A 16,631-nucleotide genomic window follows, 5' to 3' on the forward strand; every position below is an offset into this window, starting at 1 on the left:
ATAGGCTGAAGGGATGACCGTTCTCGTCGATGACCCCCTGTGGCCTGCGCACGGGCGCCTGTGGGCTCATCTCGTCAGCGATGACACCCTGCAGGAGCTGCACGACTTCGCGAGGGCGCATGACGTGCCCGCGCGCGCGTTCGATCTCGACCACTACGACGTTCCGGAAGAGATCATCCCCCGGCTCCTCGCCGCCGGCGCACAGCATGTCGGCGGCAAGGAGCTGGTCAGGCGGCTGATCGCCTCAGGACTCCGAATCCCCGCTCGCGACCGGCGCTGACGGCTCGGAGTTCACCGAGACGGGCGTGCCTGTGAGGGCAGCCGTCGAGACGCGGCGACGACCGCGACCCTGACCGGGCGCCTTCGGCTCGGGAAGAGCATCGAGCACCGAATCGAGCAGCGCCTCCGCCGGGGACTTCGGCGACGACTTGCGGTCGGATCCACGCTTCTTGCGAGGCTTCTTGGCGCGCTCCTGCGGTGCGGTCGCTTCCGTCGGCTCAGCCACGGGAGCGACGGCCTCTGCCGGCTCGTCGGCATTCGGAGTGCGCGTCGAGGCTGCGATCTGCGCGAGTGCCGACTTCGCTCCCTCGGGGATGCTGTGCGTCGTCACCGCGGCCGGAGCAGCGCTCTGCGACTGACCGTTGCCGCCGCGCTGGCGACGGTTGGACTGAGAGCTGCCGTTCCCGTTGCCGTTGCCGTTCCCGTTGCTGCTGGAGCGGTGCTTGACGACGGGGTCGTGGTGGACGATGACGCCGCGGCCGGCGCATACGTCGCACGCCTCGCTGAACGTCTCGAGCAGGCCGAGGCCCAGCTTCTTGCGGGTCATCTGCACGAGGCCGAGCGAGGTGACCTCGGCGACCTGGTGCTTCGTCCGGTCCCGGCTGAGGCACTCGATCAGGCGACGCAGAACCAGGTCGCGATTCGACTCGAGCACCATGTCGATGAAGTCGACGACGATGATGCCGCCGATGTCACGCAGCCTCAGCTGGCGAACGATCTCCTCGGCCGCCTCGAGGTTGTTCTTGGTGACGGTCTCCTCGAGGTTTCCGCCCGAGCCGACGAACTTGCCGGTGTTCACGTCGACGACGGTCATCGCCTCGGTGCGGTCGATGACCAGCGAACCACCCGAGGGCAGCCACACCTTGCGGTCGAGCGCCTTCTCGATCTGCTCCGTGATCCGGAAAGCGTCGAACGGGTCGGTCTCGTCCTCATACGACTCGACGCGCTCGAGGAGGTCGGGTGCGACGCTCTCGAGGTAGGCGCGGATCGTGCGCTGCGCGTCCTCGCCCTGGATGAGCATCTTCGTGAAGTCCTCGTTGAAGACGTCGCGGACGATCTTGACGAGGAGGTCGGGCTCGGCGTGCAGCAGTGCGGGTGCCTGCTGGTTCTCGACCTGCTTGCGGATGTGCTCCCACTGACTGGTGAGCCGCTGGACGTCACGCGTGAGCTGGTCCTCGGTGGCGCCTTCGGCCGCCGTGCGGACGATCACGCCGGAGGATTCGGGCAGGACCTCCTTGAGGATGCGCTTCAGGCGCGTGCGCTCGTTGTCGGGAAGCTTGCGGCTGATGCCGTTCATCGATCCGCCCGGCACGTACACGAGGTAGCGGCCCGGGAGCGAGATCTGGCTGGTCAGACGCGCGCCCTTGTGGCCCACCGGATCCTTGGTGACCTGCACGAGGACGCGGTCGCCCGCCTTCAGCGCGAGCTCGATGCGGCGCGGCTGGTTGCCGGTCTCGACGCCGTCCCAGTCGACCTCACCGGAGTACAGCACGGCGTTGCGGCCGCGGCCGATGTCGACGAACGCCGCCTCCATGCTCGGCAGCACGTTCTGCACGCGACCGAGGTAGACGTTGCCGATCAGCGATGCGTCCTGGTTGCGAGCGACGTAGTGCTCGACGAGCACGCCGTCTTCGAGGACGCCGATCTGCGTGCGGCCGTTCTTGGAGCGGACGACCATCTTGCGGTCGACCGACTCGCGACGCGCGAGGAACTCCGCCTCGGTCACGACCGGGCGACGACGACCTGCGTCACGTCCGTCGCGGCGGCGCTGCTTCTTCGCCTCCAGGCGCGTGGAGCCCTTGATGGCCTTCGGCTCGGTGATGTACTCCACGACGCGCTGACGGGGCTGGCGCGGTTCATCGCGCTGCTCCCGCGGCTCACGCTGATCGCGAGTGTCGAGGTCGTCCGAACCGCCGCGACGACGGCGGCCGCGACGACCGGCCGGCTCGTCCTGCTCGCGGTCGGCGATGCGGTCGAACACACGCTCGCGACCCGTGCGCGCAGGAAGCGGCAGGACCTCGGGTGCGTAGAAGTGCAGCTGGGTCGAGACCTGCGAGACGAAGACCTCGGGGAGCAGCCCCAGCGAGACGGCGGTGAGGGGCTTGGGCTCCTCCGGCTTTTCGGGTGCGGTCTCGGCAGCGGGCTTCTCGGCAGCGGGCTGCTCGGGTGCGGCTTCGACAGCGGGCTGCTCTGCAGCGGCGTCGGGCTGCTCTGCAGCGGCGTCGGGCGCGTCCTGCGACGGAGCCTCCGCAGCAGCGGCATCCTCAGCTGGGGCATCCTCAGCTGGGGCATCCTCGACGGGAGCCTCTTTAGCAGGAGCATCCTCAGCAGGAGCATCCTCCGCACGAGTCTCCTCCGCAGGAGTCTCCTCGGCCGAGGCGGTCTCGCTCGTCGAACCCTCGCCGTCGTCCGGAGCGTCGGATGCGACAGCCTCCGGAGCGTCGGCGACTACCTCTGCGGGCGCGTCAGCATCCGCAGTGAAGTCGAGGGTAGGGGCGTCGTAGTCATTGTTCTCATCGGCCATCTCTGGCTTGCTCCTCGCGCGGACACTTCGTGTTCCGCTAACTCTCATGCGACACCCGCAGGTGTCGCGAACTCATTCGGTGTGCGACCGGCCCATGGCTCTGATCACGAGGGGCATACGGCCCCGAAGTCTGCGTCGATGCGCGCCACGACGGGGTCGAGCGATGCATCACAGGCCATTATCGCACCAAGTGCCCCGGTTCGCGGCATCCTCGCGACTCCGGGTCGTTTTCTCCGGCGCGCTCACGCCCGATACATAGCGATCGCTGAGAGAATCCACACATGAGCGAGCAGCGCACCCGCCCCGTCGTCTATGCCGTGTGGTTGATCATCGCGAGCGTCATCGGCTGGTTCGCCGCCTTCCAGCTGACGGTCGAGAAGTTCGTGCTTCTGGAGAACCCGACCGATGCGCTCGCCTGCGATGTGAGCCCCTTCATCCAGTGCAGCAAGAACCTCGGGTCCTGGCAGGGTGAGATCTTCGGCTTCCCCAACCCGCTGCTCGGACTGACCGGGTGGATGGCCCCGTTGGTGATCGGCGTCGCGATCCTCGCCGGGGCGAGGTTCCCGCGGTGGTTCTGGGCAGCCTTCGGCGCGGGGATCACCTTCGCCTTCGGACTCGTCTGCTGGCTCATCGGCCAGAGCCTTTACGCCGCGAACCTCGGGGTTCTGTGCCCGTGGTGCATGGTGACGTGGGCAGTGACCATCCCGACCTTCTTCGCGACGATGCTGCATCTGACCCGCAACGGCACCTTCACACGCAACGAGAAGACCCGGGAACGCGCCGACAAGCTGATGGTCTGGGTTCCGCTGGCCACCATCCTGGCCTACGCGGTCATCATCATGATGGCGCAGCTGCAGGGCCTGGACTTCCTCGGCGAGATGGCGCGCATCATCTTCTGACCCCGCCTGGACATGACGAAGCCCGCCGCACGATCTCGTGCGGCGGGCTTCGTCATGTGCGGGTCGGTCAGTCGAACCAGATGCCAAGCTCGCGTGCGGCCGACTCGGGGCTGTCCGAGCCGTGCACGAGGTTCTGCTGCACTTTGAGACCCCAGTCGCGGCCGAAGTCGCCACGGATCGTGCCGGGCGCGGCGGTGGTGGGGTCGGTCGTGCCGGCGAGCGAGCGGAAGCCCTCGATCACACGGTTGCCGGCGAGGCGGATGGCGACCGACGGGCCCGAGAGCATGAACTCCAGGAGCGGCTCGTAGAAGGGCTTGCCCTCATGCTCCGCGTAGTGCTCGGCGAGCAGGTCGCGGTCGGGCTCGACCAGGCGGATGTCGACGAGGGCGTAGCCCTTCGCTTCGATGCGCGCCAGGATCGTGCCGGTGAGGCCGCGGGCGACACCATCGGGCTTGACGAGGACGAGGGTTTCTTCGGTGGCCATGTCATTCACTCTCTGTCTGAGTCTCAGTCGTGGGCCCGTCGGGACGTCGTGCGTCCAATCGGGCCCCCATGATCGTCGCATACCCCCACATGCCGCCGAAAACCACGACGACGAGCAGGATCGCGGGGACCAGGATAGCCGCCAGAGCGATGACGACCTGCAGGACCCAGCCCGCCGTGATCGCCCACGGCTTCGTGATCATGCCGGCGAGGGCGAGGCAGGCGAGCCCGACGACGGCACCGCCGACGATCCCCCACCATTGCGGGATGCCCGCGGGCAGCGTCTTCAGACCGAAGACCGTGAGCCCCGCGAGGAAGACGACGATGGACTCGAAACCGAGCACGATCGGCGCCAGCTTCTGCACCAGAGTGCGTGGGGGACGCGGCGGACGGGCCGGGCGGGATGCAGCGGTCACGCGCGCCATCCCGACTTCCAGTCCTCTTCCTCGGCGAGAGCGATCGCCTCGCCGGCGAGCACGACCGAGCCGGCGATCACGACGGCCCGGCGATCCGATGACGCCGCCCACTCGCGCGCGGCGTCCGCTGCCTCGGCGAGCGTCGGGTGCACCGTCGCGCGCTGTCCCGTCGACTCGACGAGATCGGCGATGAGATCCGCGTCGCTCGCACGGTCGGACTCGGGCGCCGTGGCGAACACATGGGCCGCCGCGGGTGCGAGCTTCGAGACGATACCGGCGGCATCCTTGTCCGCGAGCACGCCGAGCACCACACCCCACTCGTCGAAGTCGAAGCTGTCATCCATCGCCTGCACGAGCGCGGCTGCGCCGTGCGGGTTGTGCGCAGCATCCACGATCACCGTGGGAGCGACGCCCAACAGCTGAAGTCGCCCCGGCGAGGTCGAGCCCTGCAGGCCCTCCGAGATGATGTCGGCGGCGATCGGCTGCTGCGCCCCGCCGATGAGCGACTCCACGGCTGCGACCGCGAGAGCCGCGTTGTGTCCCTGGTGCGCTCCGTACTGGGGCAGGTACTCCTCGACATACGCTCCGGCGAGACCGCGGATGGTCAGCAGCTGTCCGCCGACGGCGAGCTTCTGCTCGGCGAGTCCGAACTCCTCCCCTTCGAAGGCGATCGTGGCGTTCTTCTCGGCAGCGACACGGCGCAGCACCTCGGCGGCCTCCGCGGGCTGCTGGGCCGACACGACGGCAGCGCCCTCCTTGATGATTCCCGCCTTCACGGTCGCGATCTCGGCGATCGTGCCGCCGAGACGATCGGCGTGGTCGATGTCGATGGGCGCGAACACCGCCACATCACCGTCGGCCGTGTTGGTCGAGTCCCACTCGCCGCCCATTCCCACTTCGAGGACGAGCACGTCGACCGGGGCATCCGCCACCGCCACGAAGGCGAGCACGGTGAGCAGCTCGAAGAACGTGAGCGGCTCCTCACCCGCTGCCTCGAGTTCGGCGTCGACGATCTCGACGAACGGTTCGATCTCGTTCCAGGCGTCGACGACGGCGGCATCCTCGATCGGCTCTCCATCGATCACGATGCGCTCGGTGAAGCGCTCGAGGTGCGGACTGGTGAAGAGGCCCGTGCGCAGCCCGTGCGCGCGCAGCAGGGTCTCGATCATGCGAGCGGTCGAGGTCTTGCCGTTCGTACCCGTGATGTGGACGACGCGATACGTGCGCTGCGGATCGTCGAGATACGCGAGGATGCGCGCTGTGCGCTCCTTGCGCGGCTGCACCCAGCCCTCCCCCGCACGACTCAGCAGCTTGTCGTAGACGGCATCGGCCTTGTCGCGTGCGCTCATGCGGCGGGCTCCTTCGTCGTGACGTCGATCGTGACGATGATCGGACGCTTGTCGGCGCCCAGGGCGGTCGCACCACTGCGGAAGACGCCGTCGCCGGGGCTGGCGACCTCCTGCACGAGGGTGTCCATGTCGTCGGTCGCCTGCACCGCGAACGCGATGGCCAGGGTCTCCCCCGCGATCAGGTCCGCATGCGCCTGCAGCGCCTCGGCATCGGCCGGGCCCACGTTCAGTGCCAGAACGATGCGGTCGCTCACATCGAGGTCCGCATTCTTGCGGGCCTCCTGCACGACGCGGATGGCGTCTCTCGCCAGTCCCTCGGCTTCGAGCTCAGGAGTCGTCGTCGTGTCGAGCAAGACGAATCCGCCGCTCGGCACGATCGCGAGCGCCTCCCCCTCGGGGCGGCCGGTGGTCTCGAGCACGAGGTCGTACTCGCTCGGCTCGAGCACGATGCCGCCCGCGGTCACGACGCCGTCGACCTCCGACCAGTCGCCGGACTTCGCGGCCTTGATCACCGTCTGCACGTTCTTGCCCAGACGCGGACCCGCCGCACGGGCGTTCACGCTCAGCCGGTGGCTGATCCCGTATCCGCCGGCGGTCGTGTCCGACTGCTGGACGAGCTCGACCGACTTGACGTTGAGCTCCTCGCGCAGGATGTCCTCGAACTGGCCGAGCGTGGCCGCCAGAGGTGACACCACCGTGAGGCGTGCGAGTGGCAGCCGCACACGGAGCTTCTCCTTCTTGCGCAGGGCGTTGCCGACGCTCGACAGCTCGCGAACGGCATCCATCGCGTCGCGGATCTCGTCCGCCGCGGGGAACGCGGTGTCATCCGGCCAGTCCTGCAGGTGCACGCTGCGTCCGCCCGTGAGCCCCTGCCACACGCGCTCGCTGATGAGCGGCACGAGAGGCGCGCCGACCCGGGTCAGCGTCTCGAGCACCGTGTAGAGCGTGTCGAAGGCGTCTGTGCTCGACCCCTCCCAGAACCGGTCGCGCGAGCGACGGATGTACCAGTTGGTGAGCACCTCGGCGAAGTCGCGCAGACGCGCGGACGCGGTCGTGGAGTCGAGACCCTCGAGGTCCGCACGCACCTCGCGCACCAGGTCGCCGAGACGAGCGAGGATGTAGCGGTCGAGGACGTCGGTCGAATCAGTGCGCCAGGTCGCCTCGTATCCGCCGGGCTTCGCCGCGTTGGCGTACGTCGCGAAGAAGTACCACGAGTTCCACAGCGGGAGCAGGAACTCGCGCACGCCCGAGCGGATGCCCTCTTCGGTCACTGCGAGGTTGCCGCCGCGCAGCACCGAGCTCGACATGAGGAACCAGCGCATCGCGTCGGAGCCGTCGCGGTCGAGCACCTCGGAGACGTCCGGATAGTTGCGCAGCGACTTCGACATCTTGTAGCCGTCGTTGCCCAGGACGATGCCGTGGCAGCTGACGCCCGTGAACGCCGGTCGATCGAACAGCGCCGTCGAGAGCACATGCATGACGTAGAACCAGCCACGCGTCTGCCCGATGTACTCGACGATGAAGTCGGCGGGCGCATGCGTGTCGAACCACTCCTGGTTCTCGAACGGATAGTGCACCTGCGCGTACGGCATCGAGCCGGAGTCGAACCACACGTCGAAGACGTCCTCGATGCGGCGCATCGTGCTCCGGCCGGTCGGGTCATCGGGGTTCGGACGGGTGAGGTCGTCGATGTACGGACGGTGCAGGTCGATCTCGCCCTCGGGGTTGCGCGGGAGCGTGCCGAAGTCGCGCTCCATCTCCTCGAGCGAGCCGTAGGCGTCGACGCGCGGGTACTCGGGGTCGTCGCTCTTCCAGATCGGGATCGGCGAGCCCCAGTAGCGGTTGCGGCTGATCGACCAGTCGCGCGCGCCTTCGAGCCACTTGCCGAACTGGCCGTGCTTCACGTTCTCGGGCACCCAGGTGATCTGCTCGTTGTTCGCGAGCAGGTCGTCTTTGATGTCGGTGACGCGGATGAACCAGCTCGACACGGCCTTGTAGATCAGGGGATTCCGGCACCGCCAGCAGTGCGGATAAGAGTGCACGTAGCTCTGCTCGCGCAGGAGGCGCCCCTCGGTGCGCAGCAGGCGGATGAGCGGCGTGTTCGCGTCCATCCACAGCTGCCCGGCGACGTCGGTGACGTTCGGCAGGAATCGTCCGCCATCGTCGAGCGACAGGATCGTCGGGATGCCGGCAGCACCGGCCACCCGCTGGTCGTCCTCACCGTAGGCAGGAGCCTGGTGGACGATGCCGGTGCCGTCGCTGACCGTGACGTAGTCGTCGACGAGGATGCGCCAGGCGTTCTCCGTGCCGTAGGTCTCGGCGTCGGCGTAGTAGTCGAAGAGCCGGTCGTAGGTGACGCCCTCGAGCTCGGCTCCGCGCACCGTCGCGTCGACCGCGGCGAGCGCCTCGTCGAGGCTCTCGTATCCGAGCTCCTTGACGTAGCCGCCGAGCAGCTCACGCGCCAGAAGGTAGCGGTGGGCCGAGGCCTCGACGGCGGCATCCGTCGTTCCCGCGACCTGGTGCACGTCGGCAGCTCCTCCGGGACCGGCGGGCAGCACCACGTACTCGATGTCGGGGCCGACGGCGAGCGCGAGGTTGGTGGGGAGGGTCCAGGGGGTGGTCGTCCAGGCGAGTGCCCGCACGGCGGTGAGACCGAGGGCCTCAGCCTTCGCACCGGTCAGCGGGAACGTGACGGTGACCGACGGGTCCTGACGGTTCTGGTACACGTCGTCGTCCATGCGCAGCTCGTGCGCCGACAGCGGGGTCTCGTCGCGCCAGCAGTACGGCAGCACGCGGTATCCCTCGTAGGCGAGTCCCTTGTCGAACAGGGTCTTGAACGCCCAGAGCACGCTCTCCATGTAACCGAGGTCGAGCGTCTTGTATCCGCGCTCGAAGTCGACCCAGCGAGCCTGACGAGTGACGTAGTCCTGCCACTCATGGGTGTACTTGAGCACCGAGTCCTTCGCCTTCGCGTTGAAGACGTCGATGCCCATCTCCTCGATCTGGCTCTTCTCGGTGATGCCGAGCTGCTTCATGGCCTCGAGCTCGGCGGGCAGACCGTGGGTGTCCCAGCCGAAGACACGATCGACCTTCTTGCCGATCATGGTCTGGAATCGCGGGAAGACGTCCTTGGCGTAGCCCGTGAGCAGGTGCCCGTAGTGCGGCAGGCCGTTGGCGAACGGCGGGCCGTCGTAGAAGACCCACTCGTCTTCGCCCTCGCGCTGCTCGATCGAGGCGCGGAAGGTCTGATCGGTCTCCCAGAAGTCGAGCACCTCGCGCTCGATCTGAGGGAACCGAGGGCTCGGGGCGACGGAGGCAGCCTGGTCGGCGGCGGGGCCGAAGGAGGAACGCGGGTAGGTCATGTCGTCTCGCAGGAGTCGTGGCGGATGCTGCTGCGAGGACGATCCGTCCGGCTTGTCGTTCCGGGGACCGCGGTACCACCTCGCGTGCCGCGCCTCACGGCGGAGCCACTCTCACTGCGGCTGTGACGGGCCTGCCCCGCTCGGTTCTACTGAGTCCGCCCTCGCGAGCCGACCGTTCTTCCGAGAGCTCCCCGGTGATGTCCGGATCACAGCTCTTGTCTCCCATTGTACGCGCGGTGCGGCGCGTGCGCCTCCTGCCTCCTGAGAGCGGCCGAAGTCCGTGCGCGCTTCCGATGTCGGTTCTGTCTTCGGAGCCCGCGCCCCCGTCGGCCGAATGCACCTCCGTCGGCCAGTCTCCCGGAATTCGGCCGAGGCAAGACGATCTGTCCGACGGTGCGAAGCGTCTGAACGGCGGGTCACTCACCCCGCGCGGTGCAGTCCCTGCGCGACCGCGCGCATGATCAGGTCCTGCACGATGTGCCAGTCGAACATGACGTGCGTGTACGACACGCGCATCACGTGATACCCCATCAGCCGCAGTTCGGCATCGTGCCGGATGTCTTCGGATCGCTGCGCACCGACGTGGTGGGCCCCGTCGATCTGTACGACGAATCGGTCGCCGATCAGAGCGTCGACGCGGTGGCCCGCGATCCAGATCTGCACGCGGATCGGCTCTCTCAACCACCGCAGTCGCGCACGAAGGTAGGTCTCCAGCCCCGCATCGGCGAAAGGAGTGGCCCGTTCGAGAATCAGCCGCGCCGCCGGCTTCCACGAGTATCCGCGCAGAGCTTCCATCGTGACGAGCGACTTGTTGAGCGCTGACTCCCAGGTCGCGAGCGCCCGCTCGAAAGGCTCGCACTCAGCGATGTACGCCAGCACATTCTCGATCGGATCGACGAGCACATCCGGATGACGCGGCACGATCGGACTGCCCCAGTGCACCTGCGCGTCGACACGTCGCCTCCCCGCGGCGTTCGGCCCGACGGCGACGTGTGGCTTGCCCGAATCGTCGTGCAGCCAGAGACCGAGCCGAGCGGCTTGAGTACGGCAGGTCAGCACGACGCCTCGGCGCGCCGCGCTGATCAGCATCCCGTCGGCGGAAGGCACCGCGAGCCATCCTCGTCGCGGCCGGATCAGCACACCGCCTTCGACCGCCGACGCGACCAGGCTCCGAGCGAATCCGCGCTCTTGGATGACGGTGACACGCACGACGCCGCCGAGCTCCGTCATCGTCGCAAGCAAGTCCTCTGACGTTCTCCGCACCCAGCCAGTGTGGGACGTATCGCGTGCGCGTCGCCCCCCCGTTCCAGGCTTGTGCGCACAACGGCGTCTCGTGGCGTTCTGTGCAGGAGCGGTCGAGGCGTCCGCAGACGTAGCTCGCTCGCCACTCTCGTGCTCCCGCTCTCGCTCGGCCGAATCCACCTCCCTCGGTCCGATTCCGCGCAATAGGCCGAGTGAAGCGCATCCGGCCGAGGAAGGCGCGGCCGAACCGACGAAGGCGCGGCCGAACCGAGGAGTGTCTCACCCACCCCCTACCCTCGAAGCATGGTCCGCTCCCCCGAATCCCCTGCGGCTCCCCGCGTATCGCCTCCCGACCTTCCCCTCGAGTTCGAGTCGGCGACGGCTCGGCGCAGCGCCGATCTGCTCGCGGCACAGCTCGATCTCGAGGTCGCAGCCGATCTCGCCCACGCCTCACTCGAGCAGTGCACGATCACGGCCGACGCCGACAGCGTCGATCTGACCGGAGCCACCCTCATCGACGTCGACATGACGGGTGTCCGCATCGCCTCGCTCAAGATGCGGGATGCCGGCATCCGTCGCGTGCGCATCAGCGGCGGACGCATCGGCACGCTCGATCTGAGCAGCGCCCGCATCGACGAGCTGGAGCTCCGCGACGTGCGGATCGACTATCTGAACCTGGGGGCGTCGAAGGCCACGGACGTCGAGATCACCGCGTGCAGCATCCGGACGATCGACATGCCCCAGGCCGAGCTCACCCGCGTGCGCTTCACCGACACGCGCTGCGACGAGGTGGACTCCCGCGGCATGCGCGCCACGCACGTCGACCTGCGCGGGCTCGACGCCTCGGCGTTCCTCGACGCGAACAGCCTCCGCGGCACGACCCTGAGCAGCTTCCAGGTGCAGCAGCTCGCACCGGTACTCGCGGCGGGGATCGGCATCCAGGTCAGGGACTGACGGGCCGGTTCGCGTCGAGCAGCTCCTGAGTGAACGGATGCTGCGGCGATTCGAACACGTCCGTGACTGCACCCTGTTCGACGATGACGCCGTCCTGCATCACCAGCACGTCGTCGGCGACCGCCCCGACGACATCGAGATCGTGCGACACGAAGATCATGGTCAGCCGACGCTCGCGCTGCAGCCTCAGCAGCAGCTGGATCACGCGCTCACGCACCGACGGATCCAGAGCCGACACCGGCTCGTCCAGCACGAGCACCTCGGGCTCGGCAGCCAGTGCCCGAGCGATGGCGGCACGCTGTCGTTGCCCACCCGACAGCGCGGACGGCCGCCGGGTCGCCAATACGGGGTCGAGGTCGACCTCGGCGAGAAGCTCGGACACCCGCGCGGCCCGCAGCGCCCGAGGCACGCCGCCCGCGGCGAGCGCCTCCCTCAGCGACCGCCCGATGCTCCATCGGGGATCGAATGCGCCGAGCGGATTCTGGTGCACGAGCTGCACGCGGTGCTCGCCGATCCAGCGCAGGCCGCCGTCGTCCGGCTGCTCGACACCGACGATCATCCGGGCGAGCGTCGTCTTGCCCGACCCCGATTCCCCGACGATGCCGAGTGTGCGTCCCTGATGCACGGCGAACGACGCGTCGTTCACGGCGGCGATCTCCTCGTATGTCCTGGTGACGCCTGTGGCGACGAGCACGGGTGTCACGTCGTCGGTAGAGGTCACACGCGGCTCGTGCATCGTCGCGGCGATCAGCTGTCGGGTGTACGCGTGCTGCGGCTTCTCGAGAACCTCGCCGACGGGCCCGGACTCGACGACCACGCCGTTGCGCATGACCAGCACGCGATCGGCGATGCGACGGACGGCCGCGAAGTCGTGGCTGATGAACACGATCGCGGTGCCGGCGTCGGCGATGTCGCGGAGGAGTCCGAGGATCCTCGCCTGCACCGTCGCATCGAGAGCCGTGGTCGGCTCGTCCGCGACGAGGATCGCGGGTTCGGCAGCGATGGCCGAGGCGATCAGTGCCCGCTGCCTGAGTCCGCCGGAGAGCTCGTGCGGGTACTGCCGCGCTCGGCGGGCGGCGTCCGGCATCCAGACGCGGTGCAGCAGCTCCTGCACTCTTTCGCGCAGCGCCGCTCGTCCGGACCTGAGGCCGTGGAGACGCAGGGGTTCGGCGATCTCCGATCCCACCCGTTGCAGCGGATCGAGCGAGACGAGGGCATCCTGCGAGACGAGCGCGATGCCCGCGCCGCGCAGAGACCGCCAACGCCGCTCGCCGAACCGCGCGACATCCGTCCCGTCGATGATGAACCGTTCGAACCGCACCCGTGCGTCTGCGGGCGTCAGTCCGAGAAGTGCCCGTGCGGTGAGCGACTTGCCCGCGCCCGACTCACCGACGATGGCGACGCACTCCCCTCGCGCCACCGACAGCGACACTCCGTCGACGACGGGCGTCTCACCGAAGTCGATGCGCAACCCCTGCAGCTCGAGCGCTTCCGTCACGACGTCCGCCCCTCTGCTCTGGCACGCAGCACGCGGCCGACGATCGTCGCCGCGATCACGGTGACGGTGATCGCGATGCCGGGGAACACGGCGATCCACCAGGCCTGTCCGAGCACGTTGCGTCCTCCGGCGAGCATGAGGCCCCACTCGGGAGTCGGCTCCGATGGGCCGAGACCGAGGAAGCTGAGTCCGGCGGCCGCGAGGATGCTCGAGCCGATGCCGATCGTCGCGAGCACGCTCAGCGACCCGAGCACACCCGGCACGACATGCCGGACGAACGCGGGCACAGGGGGGACGCCGAGGATCCGGGCGGCCTCGACGTGCTCGGCGCTGCGAAGGGTGCGGGTCTGCACCCTCGCCAGCCGGATGTAGACGGGGACGGCGGCGAGCGTCACGGCGATCGCGATGTTGACCGGTCCGGGCCCGAGCACCGCCACGACCACGAGCGCGACCAGGAACTCGGGGAAGGCCATGAGCACATCGTTCACCCGCATGAGTGCCGCGTCGACTCCCCGCGGGGCGAGGCCGGCGAGCGCACCGATGAGCAGCCCCACGGCGAGCGCGATGCCCGTGGCGAGCAGGCCGATGCCGATCGAGCGCCCGGCCCCGTAGAGCACGCGCGAGTAGACGTCACGCCCGCTCTGATCGGTGCCGAACAGATGCTCGGCGCTGGGCGGCAGAAGCGATGCGCGCACGTCGGTCTGAAGAGGGTCGTGCGTGGCGAGGACAGCGGGGAAGGCCGCAGCGAATGCGAGCACCAGCAGCACGGCCACGGCGCACCAGAGCAGCACGCTCTGCGCGCGCTTCATCGCCTTCCTCCCCGCCCGGTGCGCAGCCGAGGATCGATGAGCGGATGCAGCAGCTCGATCACGAGGTTCACGATCACGAAGACGATAGCACTGAGCAGGATGATCCCGGTGATCACCGGCAGATCGCGGTTCGTGATGGCCGCGAGGGTGACCCGGCCGAGGCCCGCCCTGGCGAACACGGTCTCTACGAGCACCGCTCCTCCGAGCACCGATCCGGTCAGGTAGGCCGCCAGGGTCACGGCATTCGCGGCACCGTGTCTCAGTCCGTGACGCAGCGTGAACCAGGACGGGCTCGCACCCCGCGCCCGCACGGTCTCGGCGAACGGCATCCGCTCGGCCTGCACGAGTCCATCCCGCAGCACCTGGCTGAGCAGCGCCGCCACGGGAAGCGCGAGCGTGATGGCCGGCAGCACGATCGTCGCCGGATTGCGGGCACCCGAGACAGGGAACCACCCCAGTCCGAATGCGAAGACGCTGAGCAGGATCAGTCCGATCCAGAACACGGGCGACGACAGGATGACGAGTTCGATGCCCGCGGCGACGGCTCGCCCTGCCTGGCCTCGCACCAGCAGGGCGACGGCGAGCGCGAGCAGCACGGCGATCACGAGAGCCAGCGCCGAGAGCTGCAGCGTCGATCCGAGCTGACGGCCGATGACCTCGGTCACCGGCATCCGCAGCTGATACGACTCGCCCAGGTCTCCCCGGGCGAGCTGACCGATGAAGGTCAGATACTGCTCGAGCGGGGGTCGATCGAGGCCGAGCTCCGCACGGATGCCGTCCTTGACCGCCTCGCTCACCTGAGCCTGCGGCCCGAGCATCACCGAGACCGGATCGCCCGGGATGACGCGGAACGCCAGGAAGACGAGTGTCGCCGCACCCCAGAGCACGATCACGACGGATGCCGCGAGACCGGCGATCCGGATGAGCGCTGCCTTCACCGTTGGCGCCCTCTCGACGATCTCTGAGCACCCTTCGGCACGCGGCGCTCGCTCACGAACGATACCGCAGCGATATGCCCAAGGGTGCTCGACGACTCAGCGGTCAGCCGACGCTCACGTCGTAGAACAGCGGACGTCCGTACAGGTCGTAGTCGAGACCGCTGACCCGCTCGCCGACGGCGGTGATCGCCGAGGGGCTGTAGAGCGGGACGATGGCCGTGTACTCCGCGTTCCACTCCTGCAGCTGCGTGTAGATGCTGTTGCGCTCGTCCTGGTCGCTGGAGGCGACGGCCTGGTCGAGTAGAGCGTCGATCTCCGGATCGGTGACCTGGGAGGCGTTCTGGAACCCCTCTGTGTGCAGGTGCGCGCGGAGGAAGTCGGGATCGACGCCAGAGAATCCCCAGTCCGTCAGGTCGAAGGTCTTGGGACCGTACTGCTCGTTGTAGGCGCCGGGCTCCAGCACCTCGCGCACGACCTCGAACCCGATCCCCTTGAGATCCGACTGGATCGCGTTCGCCAGGGCGGCCCGGTCGTCCGGCACCGGGGTCCATGCGATCCACCGCGCCGACAGACGCTTGCCGTCCTTCATGCGGATGCCGTCGCTGTCGCGCTCCGTCCAGCCGGCCTCGTCGAGGAGAGCGTTCGCCGCTGCTGCATCGAAAGGCCAGCTGTCCTCGAGGGAGGCGTCGTACCCGGGAGTCGTCGAGCCGAGCACGCTCCATGCTCGTGGGAACTGCCCGAAGAAGATCTCCTCGACGGCGGCGTCGACGTCGATGCCCCGAGCGAATGCCTGGCGCACCTTCTCGTCGGCGAAGACACCGTACTTCTCGTTGAGGTACAGCGAGTACGGCAGGCCGGGGTACTCGACCGAGTCCACGATGATGCCGTCGCCGAGATCTCCCGCGAGGTTCGGCGGGATGTTGCTCGCGAGGTCCGCCTCGCCGCTCTGCACGACGCCGGTGCGCACGGAGGCCTCCGGCTGGATCTCGACGCGCAGCGTCTCGACCTCCGCCGCATCCTCGCCGTGCGGTCCCCAGGCGTAGTCATCGTTCCGGGTGTACACCAGCTCCTGATCGGGCGTGTACTCGGTGAGCACGAACGGACCAGTGCCGACCGTGACATCGGGCCCTCCGGCCTTCAGCTGGTCGGCGGACTCCGCCAGCACGGCCGGTGAGTAGAACCCGAGCTGCGGCGTGCTGGCCGCCTGCAGGAACGGCGCGTACGGCTGGGTGAAGCTGACCGTGACGGTGTGCTCGTCGACGACCTCCGTACCCGCGTAGAAGTCTGCTCCGAGCATCGACGCCGCCTGCGCCGACTCCGTCTCGGGGTCGACGATGCGGTCGAAGTTCGCCTTGACCGCCTCGGCGTCGAAGACCTCGCCGTCGGTGAACGTCACGTCGTCACGGAGGACGAAGGTGTACTCCGTGCTGTCGTCGGAGACGGTCCACTCCTTCGCCAGCCAGGGACTGAAGGAGCCGTCGTCCTCCTGGAAGACCAGCGAGTCGAGCACTGCCCGCTGCACCATGCCGGAGACGTCGAGCTGGCTCACCTGCGGATCCATGTGCCCGGCAGAGAGGTTCGCGCCCTCGATCGACCAGACGAGCTCTCCGCCGTCGGACTCGGAGGACGGCGCGGCGCAGGAGCTGAGCAGGAGGGCGCTCACGGCGACGGTGGCACCGAGCGGGATCGCGCGGCGCAGGAAGGTGGTGGGCATGCTGTTCCTCGGGAGGGAAGGCGAAGGGACGCGGACGCGTCGTTTGTTGGACTGGATCCAATTCTAGAGCGTCCTCTCCGCCCCCGGCGCTGCGCGGCAGGACCGGAACTCTGCACCGCCGCGGGCGATTAGACTGTGGGACACAATCCACACTCAGGCACGCT

General features: G+C 68.4%; 13 protein-coding genes. 3 read left to right on the forward strand and 10 right to left on the reverse strand.

The features are described from left to right. The first annotated feature begins 13 nt into the window (after positions 1–13). Positions 14–280, forward strand: coding sequence for a DUF4031 domain-containing protein (locus ACIPV5_RS12590; protein ID WP_053096584.1), 267 nt, complete (start codon positions 14–16; stop codon positions 278–280). Here ACIPV5_RS12590 and ACIPV5_RS12595 read toward each other — a convergent pair. Beyond that, positions 245–2,803 (reverse strand): Rne/Rng family ribonuclease, encoded by a 2,559-nt coding sequence (locus tag ACIPV5_RS12595; protein ID WP_400341137.1) that lies wholly within the window; start codon positions 2,801–2,803, stop codon positions 245–247. The two genes, ACIPV5_RS12590 and ACIPV5_RS12595, sit on opposite strands and share 36 nt — an antisense overlap. Before the next feature lie 281 nt (positions 2,804–3,084). On the opposite strand from ACIPV5_RS12595, the gene ACIPV5_RS12600 reads away from it, so the two are divergent. Beyond that, positions 3,085–3,702 (forward strand): vitamin K epoxide reductase family protein, encoded by a 618-nt coding sequence (locus tag ACIPV5_RS12600; RefSeq protein WP_053096588.1) that lies wholly within the window; start codon positions 3,085–3,087, stop codon positions 3,700–3,702. Between the two features lie 67 nt (positions 3,703–3,769). Here ACIPV5_RS12600 and ndk read toward each other — a convergent pair whose 3' ends face one another. The 5 genes from ndk to ACIPV5_RS12625 form a co-directional block, all read right to left on the reverse strand. Then, the gene (gene ndk, locus ACIPV5_RS12605) at positions 3,770–4,186 is read right to left on the reverse strand and encodes a nucleoside-diphosphate kinase (protein WP_029261664.1); all 417 of its coding nucleotides are present in this window, start codon (positions 4,184–4,186) and stop codon (positions 3,770–3,772) included. A 1-nt stretch (position 4,187) separates the two neighbouring features. After that, positions 4,188–4,610 (reverse strand): DUF4233 domain-containing protein, encoded by a 423-nt coding sequence (locus ACIPV5_RS12610; RefSeq protein ID WP_053096593.1) that lies wholly within the window; start codon positions 4,608–4,610, stop codon positions 4,188–4,190. Continuing rightward, complete coding sequence (locus ACIPV5_RS12615; protein ID WP_400341138.1) at positions 4,598–5,950, reverse strand: bifunctional folylpolyglutamate synthase/dihydrofolate synthase; 1,353 nt, start codon at positions 5,948–5,950, stop codon at positions 4,598–4,600. Before ACIPV5_RS12615 ends, ACIPV5_RS12610 begins: the two co-directional genes overlap by 13 nt. Beyond that, a complete protein-coding gene (gene ileS / locus ACIPV5_RS12620) occupies positions 5,947–9,312 on the reverse strand; it encodes an isoleucine--tRNA ligase (protein ID WP_400341139.1) in 3,366 nt (1,121 codons plus the stop codon). Before ileS ends, ACIPV5_RS12615 begins: the two co-directional genes overlap by 4 nt. A gap of 420 nt (positions 9,313–9,732) precedes the next feature. Continuing rightward, entirely contained in the window at positions 9,733–10,542 is an 810-nt protein-coding gene (locus ACIPV5_RS12625; RefSeq protein ID WP_056278916.1) for an endonuclease domain-containing protein, read from the reverse strand. A 315-nt stretch (positions 10,543–10,857) separates the two neighbouring features. Between ACIPV5_RS12625 and ACIPV5_RS12630 the strand changes: the two genes are divergently transcribed. Further along, complete coding sequence (locus ACIPV5_RS12630; protein ID WP_285363322.1) at positions 10,858–11,508, forward strand: pentapeptide repeat-containing protein; 651 nt, start codon at positions 10,858–10,860, stop codon at positions 11,506–11,508. Here the strand turns inward: ACIPV5_RS12630 and ACIPV5_RS12635 are convergent. From ACIPV5_RS12635 to ACIPV5_RS12650, 4 genes are all read right to left on the reverse strand, one after another. Then, positions 11,498–13,006: an ABC transporter ATP-binding protein gene (locus ACIPV5_RS12635; RefSeq protein ID WP_295104330.1), complete on the reverse strand. Its 1,509-nt coding sequence runs from the start codon at positions 13,004–13,006 to the stop codon at positions 11,498–11,500. The genes ACIPV5_RS12630 and ACIPV5_RS12635 overlap by 11 nt on opposite strands. After that, positions 13,003–13,815 carry an ABC transporter permease gene (locus tag ACIPV5_RS12640; protein WP_400341140.1) on the reverse strand — a complete coding sequence of 271 codons (813 nt, stop codon included), beginning with the start codon at positions 13,813–13,815 and terminating at the stop codon, positions 13,003–13,005. Before ACIPV5_RS12640 ends, ACIPV5_RS12635 begins: the two co-directional genes overlap by 4 nt. Next, a complete protein-coding gene (locus ACIPV5_RS12645) occupies positions 13,812–14,753 on the reverse strand; it encodes an ABC transporter permease (protein ID WP_056278920.1) in 942 nt (313 codons plus the stop codon). Before ACIPV5_RS12645 ends, ACIPV5_RS12640 begins: the two co-directional genes overlap by 4 nt. Positions 14,754–14,856: 103 nt before the next feature. Continuing rightward, positions 14,857–16,467, reverse strand: coding sequence for an ABC transporter substrate-binding protein (locus ACIPV5_RS12650; protein ID WP_400341141.1), 1,611 nt, complete (start codon positions 16,465–16,467; stop codon positions 14,857–14,859). Positions 16,468–16,631: the final 164 nt, after the last annotated feature.

The organism is Microbacterium sp. NPDC090014, assembly GCF_044748285.1.
Classification (GTDB): domain Bacteria; phylum Actinomycetota; class Actinomycetes; order Actinomycetales; family Microbacteriaceae; genus Microbacterium.

Coding starts and splice junctions, on each gene's coding strand:
- ACIPV5_RS12590 (WP_053096584.1), top strand. CDS start 14: ATGACCGTTCTCGTCGATGACCCCCTGTGGCCTGCGCACGGGCGCCTG.
- ACIPV5_RS12595 (WP_400341137.1), bottom strand. CDS start 2,803: ATGGCCGATGAGAACAATGACTACGACGCCCCTACCCTCGACTTCACT.
- ACIPV5_RS12600 (WP_053096588.1), top strand. CDS start 3,085: ATGAGCGAGCAGCGCACCCGCCCCGTCGTCTATGCCGTGTGGTTGATC.
- ndk (WP_029261664.1), bottom strand. CDS start 4,186: ATGGCCACCGAAGAAACCCTCGTCCTCGTCAAGCCCGATGGTGTCGCC.
- ACIPV5_RS12610 (WP_053096593.1), bottom strand. CDS start 4,610: ATGGCGCGCGTGACCGCTGCATCCCGCCCGGCCCGTCCGCCGCGTCCC.
- ACIPV5_RS12615 (WP_400341138.1), bottom strand. CDS start 5,950: ATGAGCGCACGCGACAAGGCCGATGCCGTCTACGACAAGCTGCTGAGT.
- ileS (WP_400341139.1), bottom strand. CDS start 9,312: ATGACCTACCCGCGTTCCTCCTTCGGCCCCGCCGCCGACCAGGCTGCC.
- ACIPV5_RS12625 (WP_056278916.1), bottom strand. CDS start 10,542: ATGACGGAGCTCGGCGGCGTCGTGCGTGTCACCGTCATCCAAGAGCGC.
- ACIPV5_RS12630 (WP_285363322.1), top strand. CDS start 10,858: ATGGTCCGCTCCCCCGAATCCCCTGCGGCTCCCCGCGTATCGCCTCCC.
- ACIPV5_RS12640 (WP_400341140.1), bottom strand. CDS start 13,815: ATGAAGCGCGCGCAGAGCGTGCTGCTCTGGTGCGCCGTGGCCGTGCTG.
- ACIPV5_RS12650 (WP_400341141.1), bottom strand. CDS start 16,467: ATGCCCACCACCTTCCTGCGCCGCGCGATCCCGCTCGGTGCCACCGTC.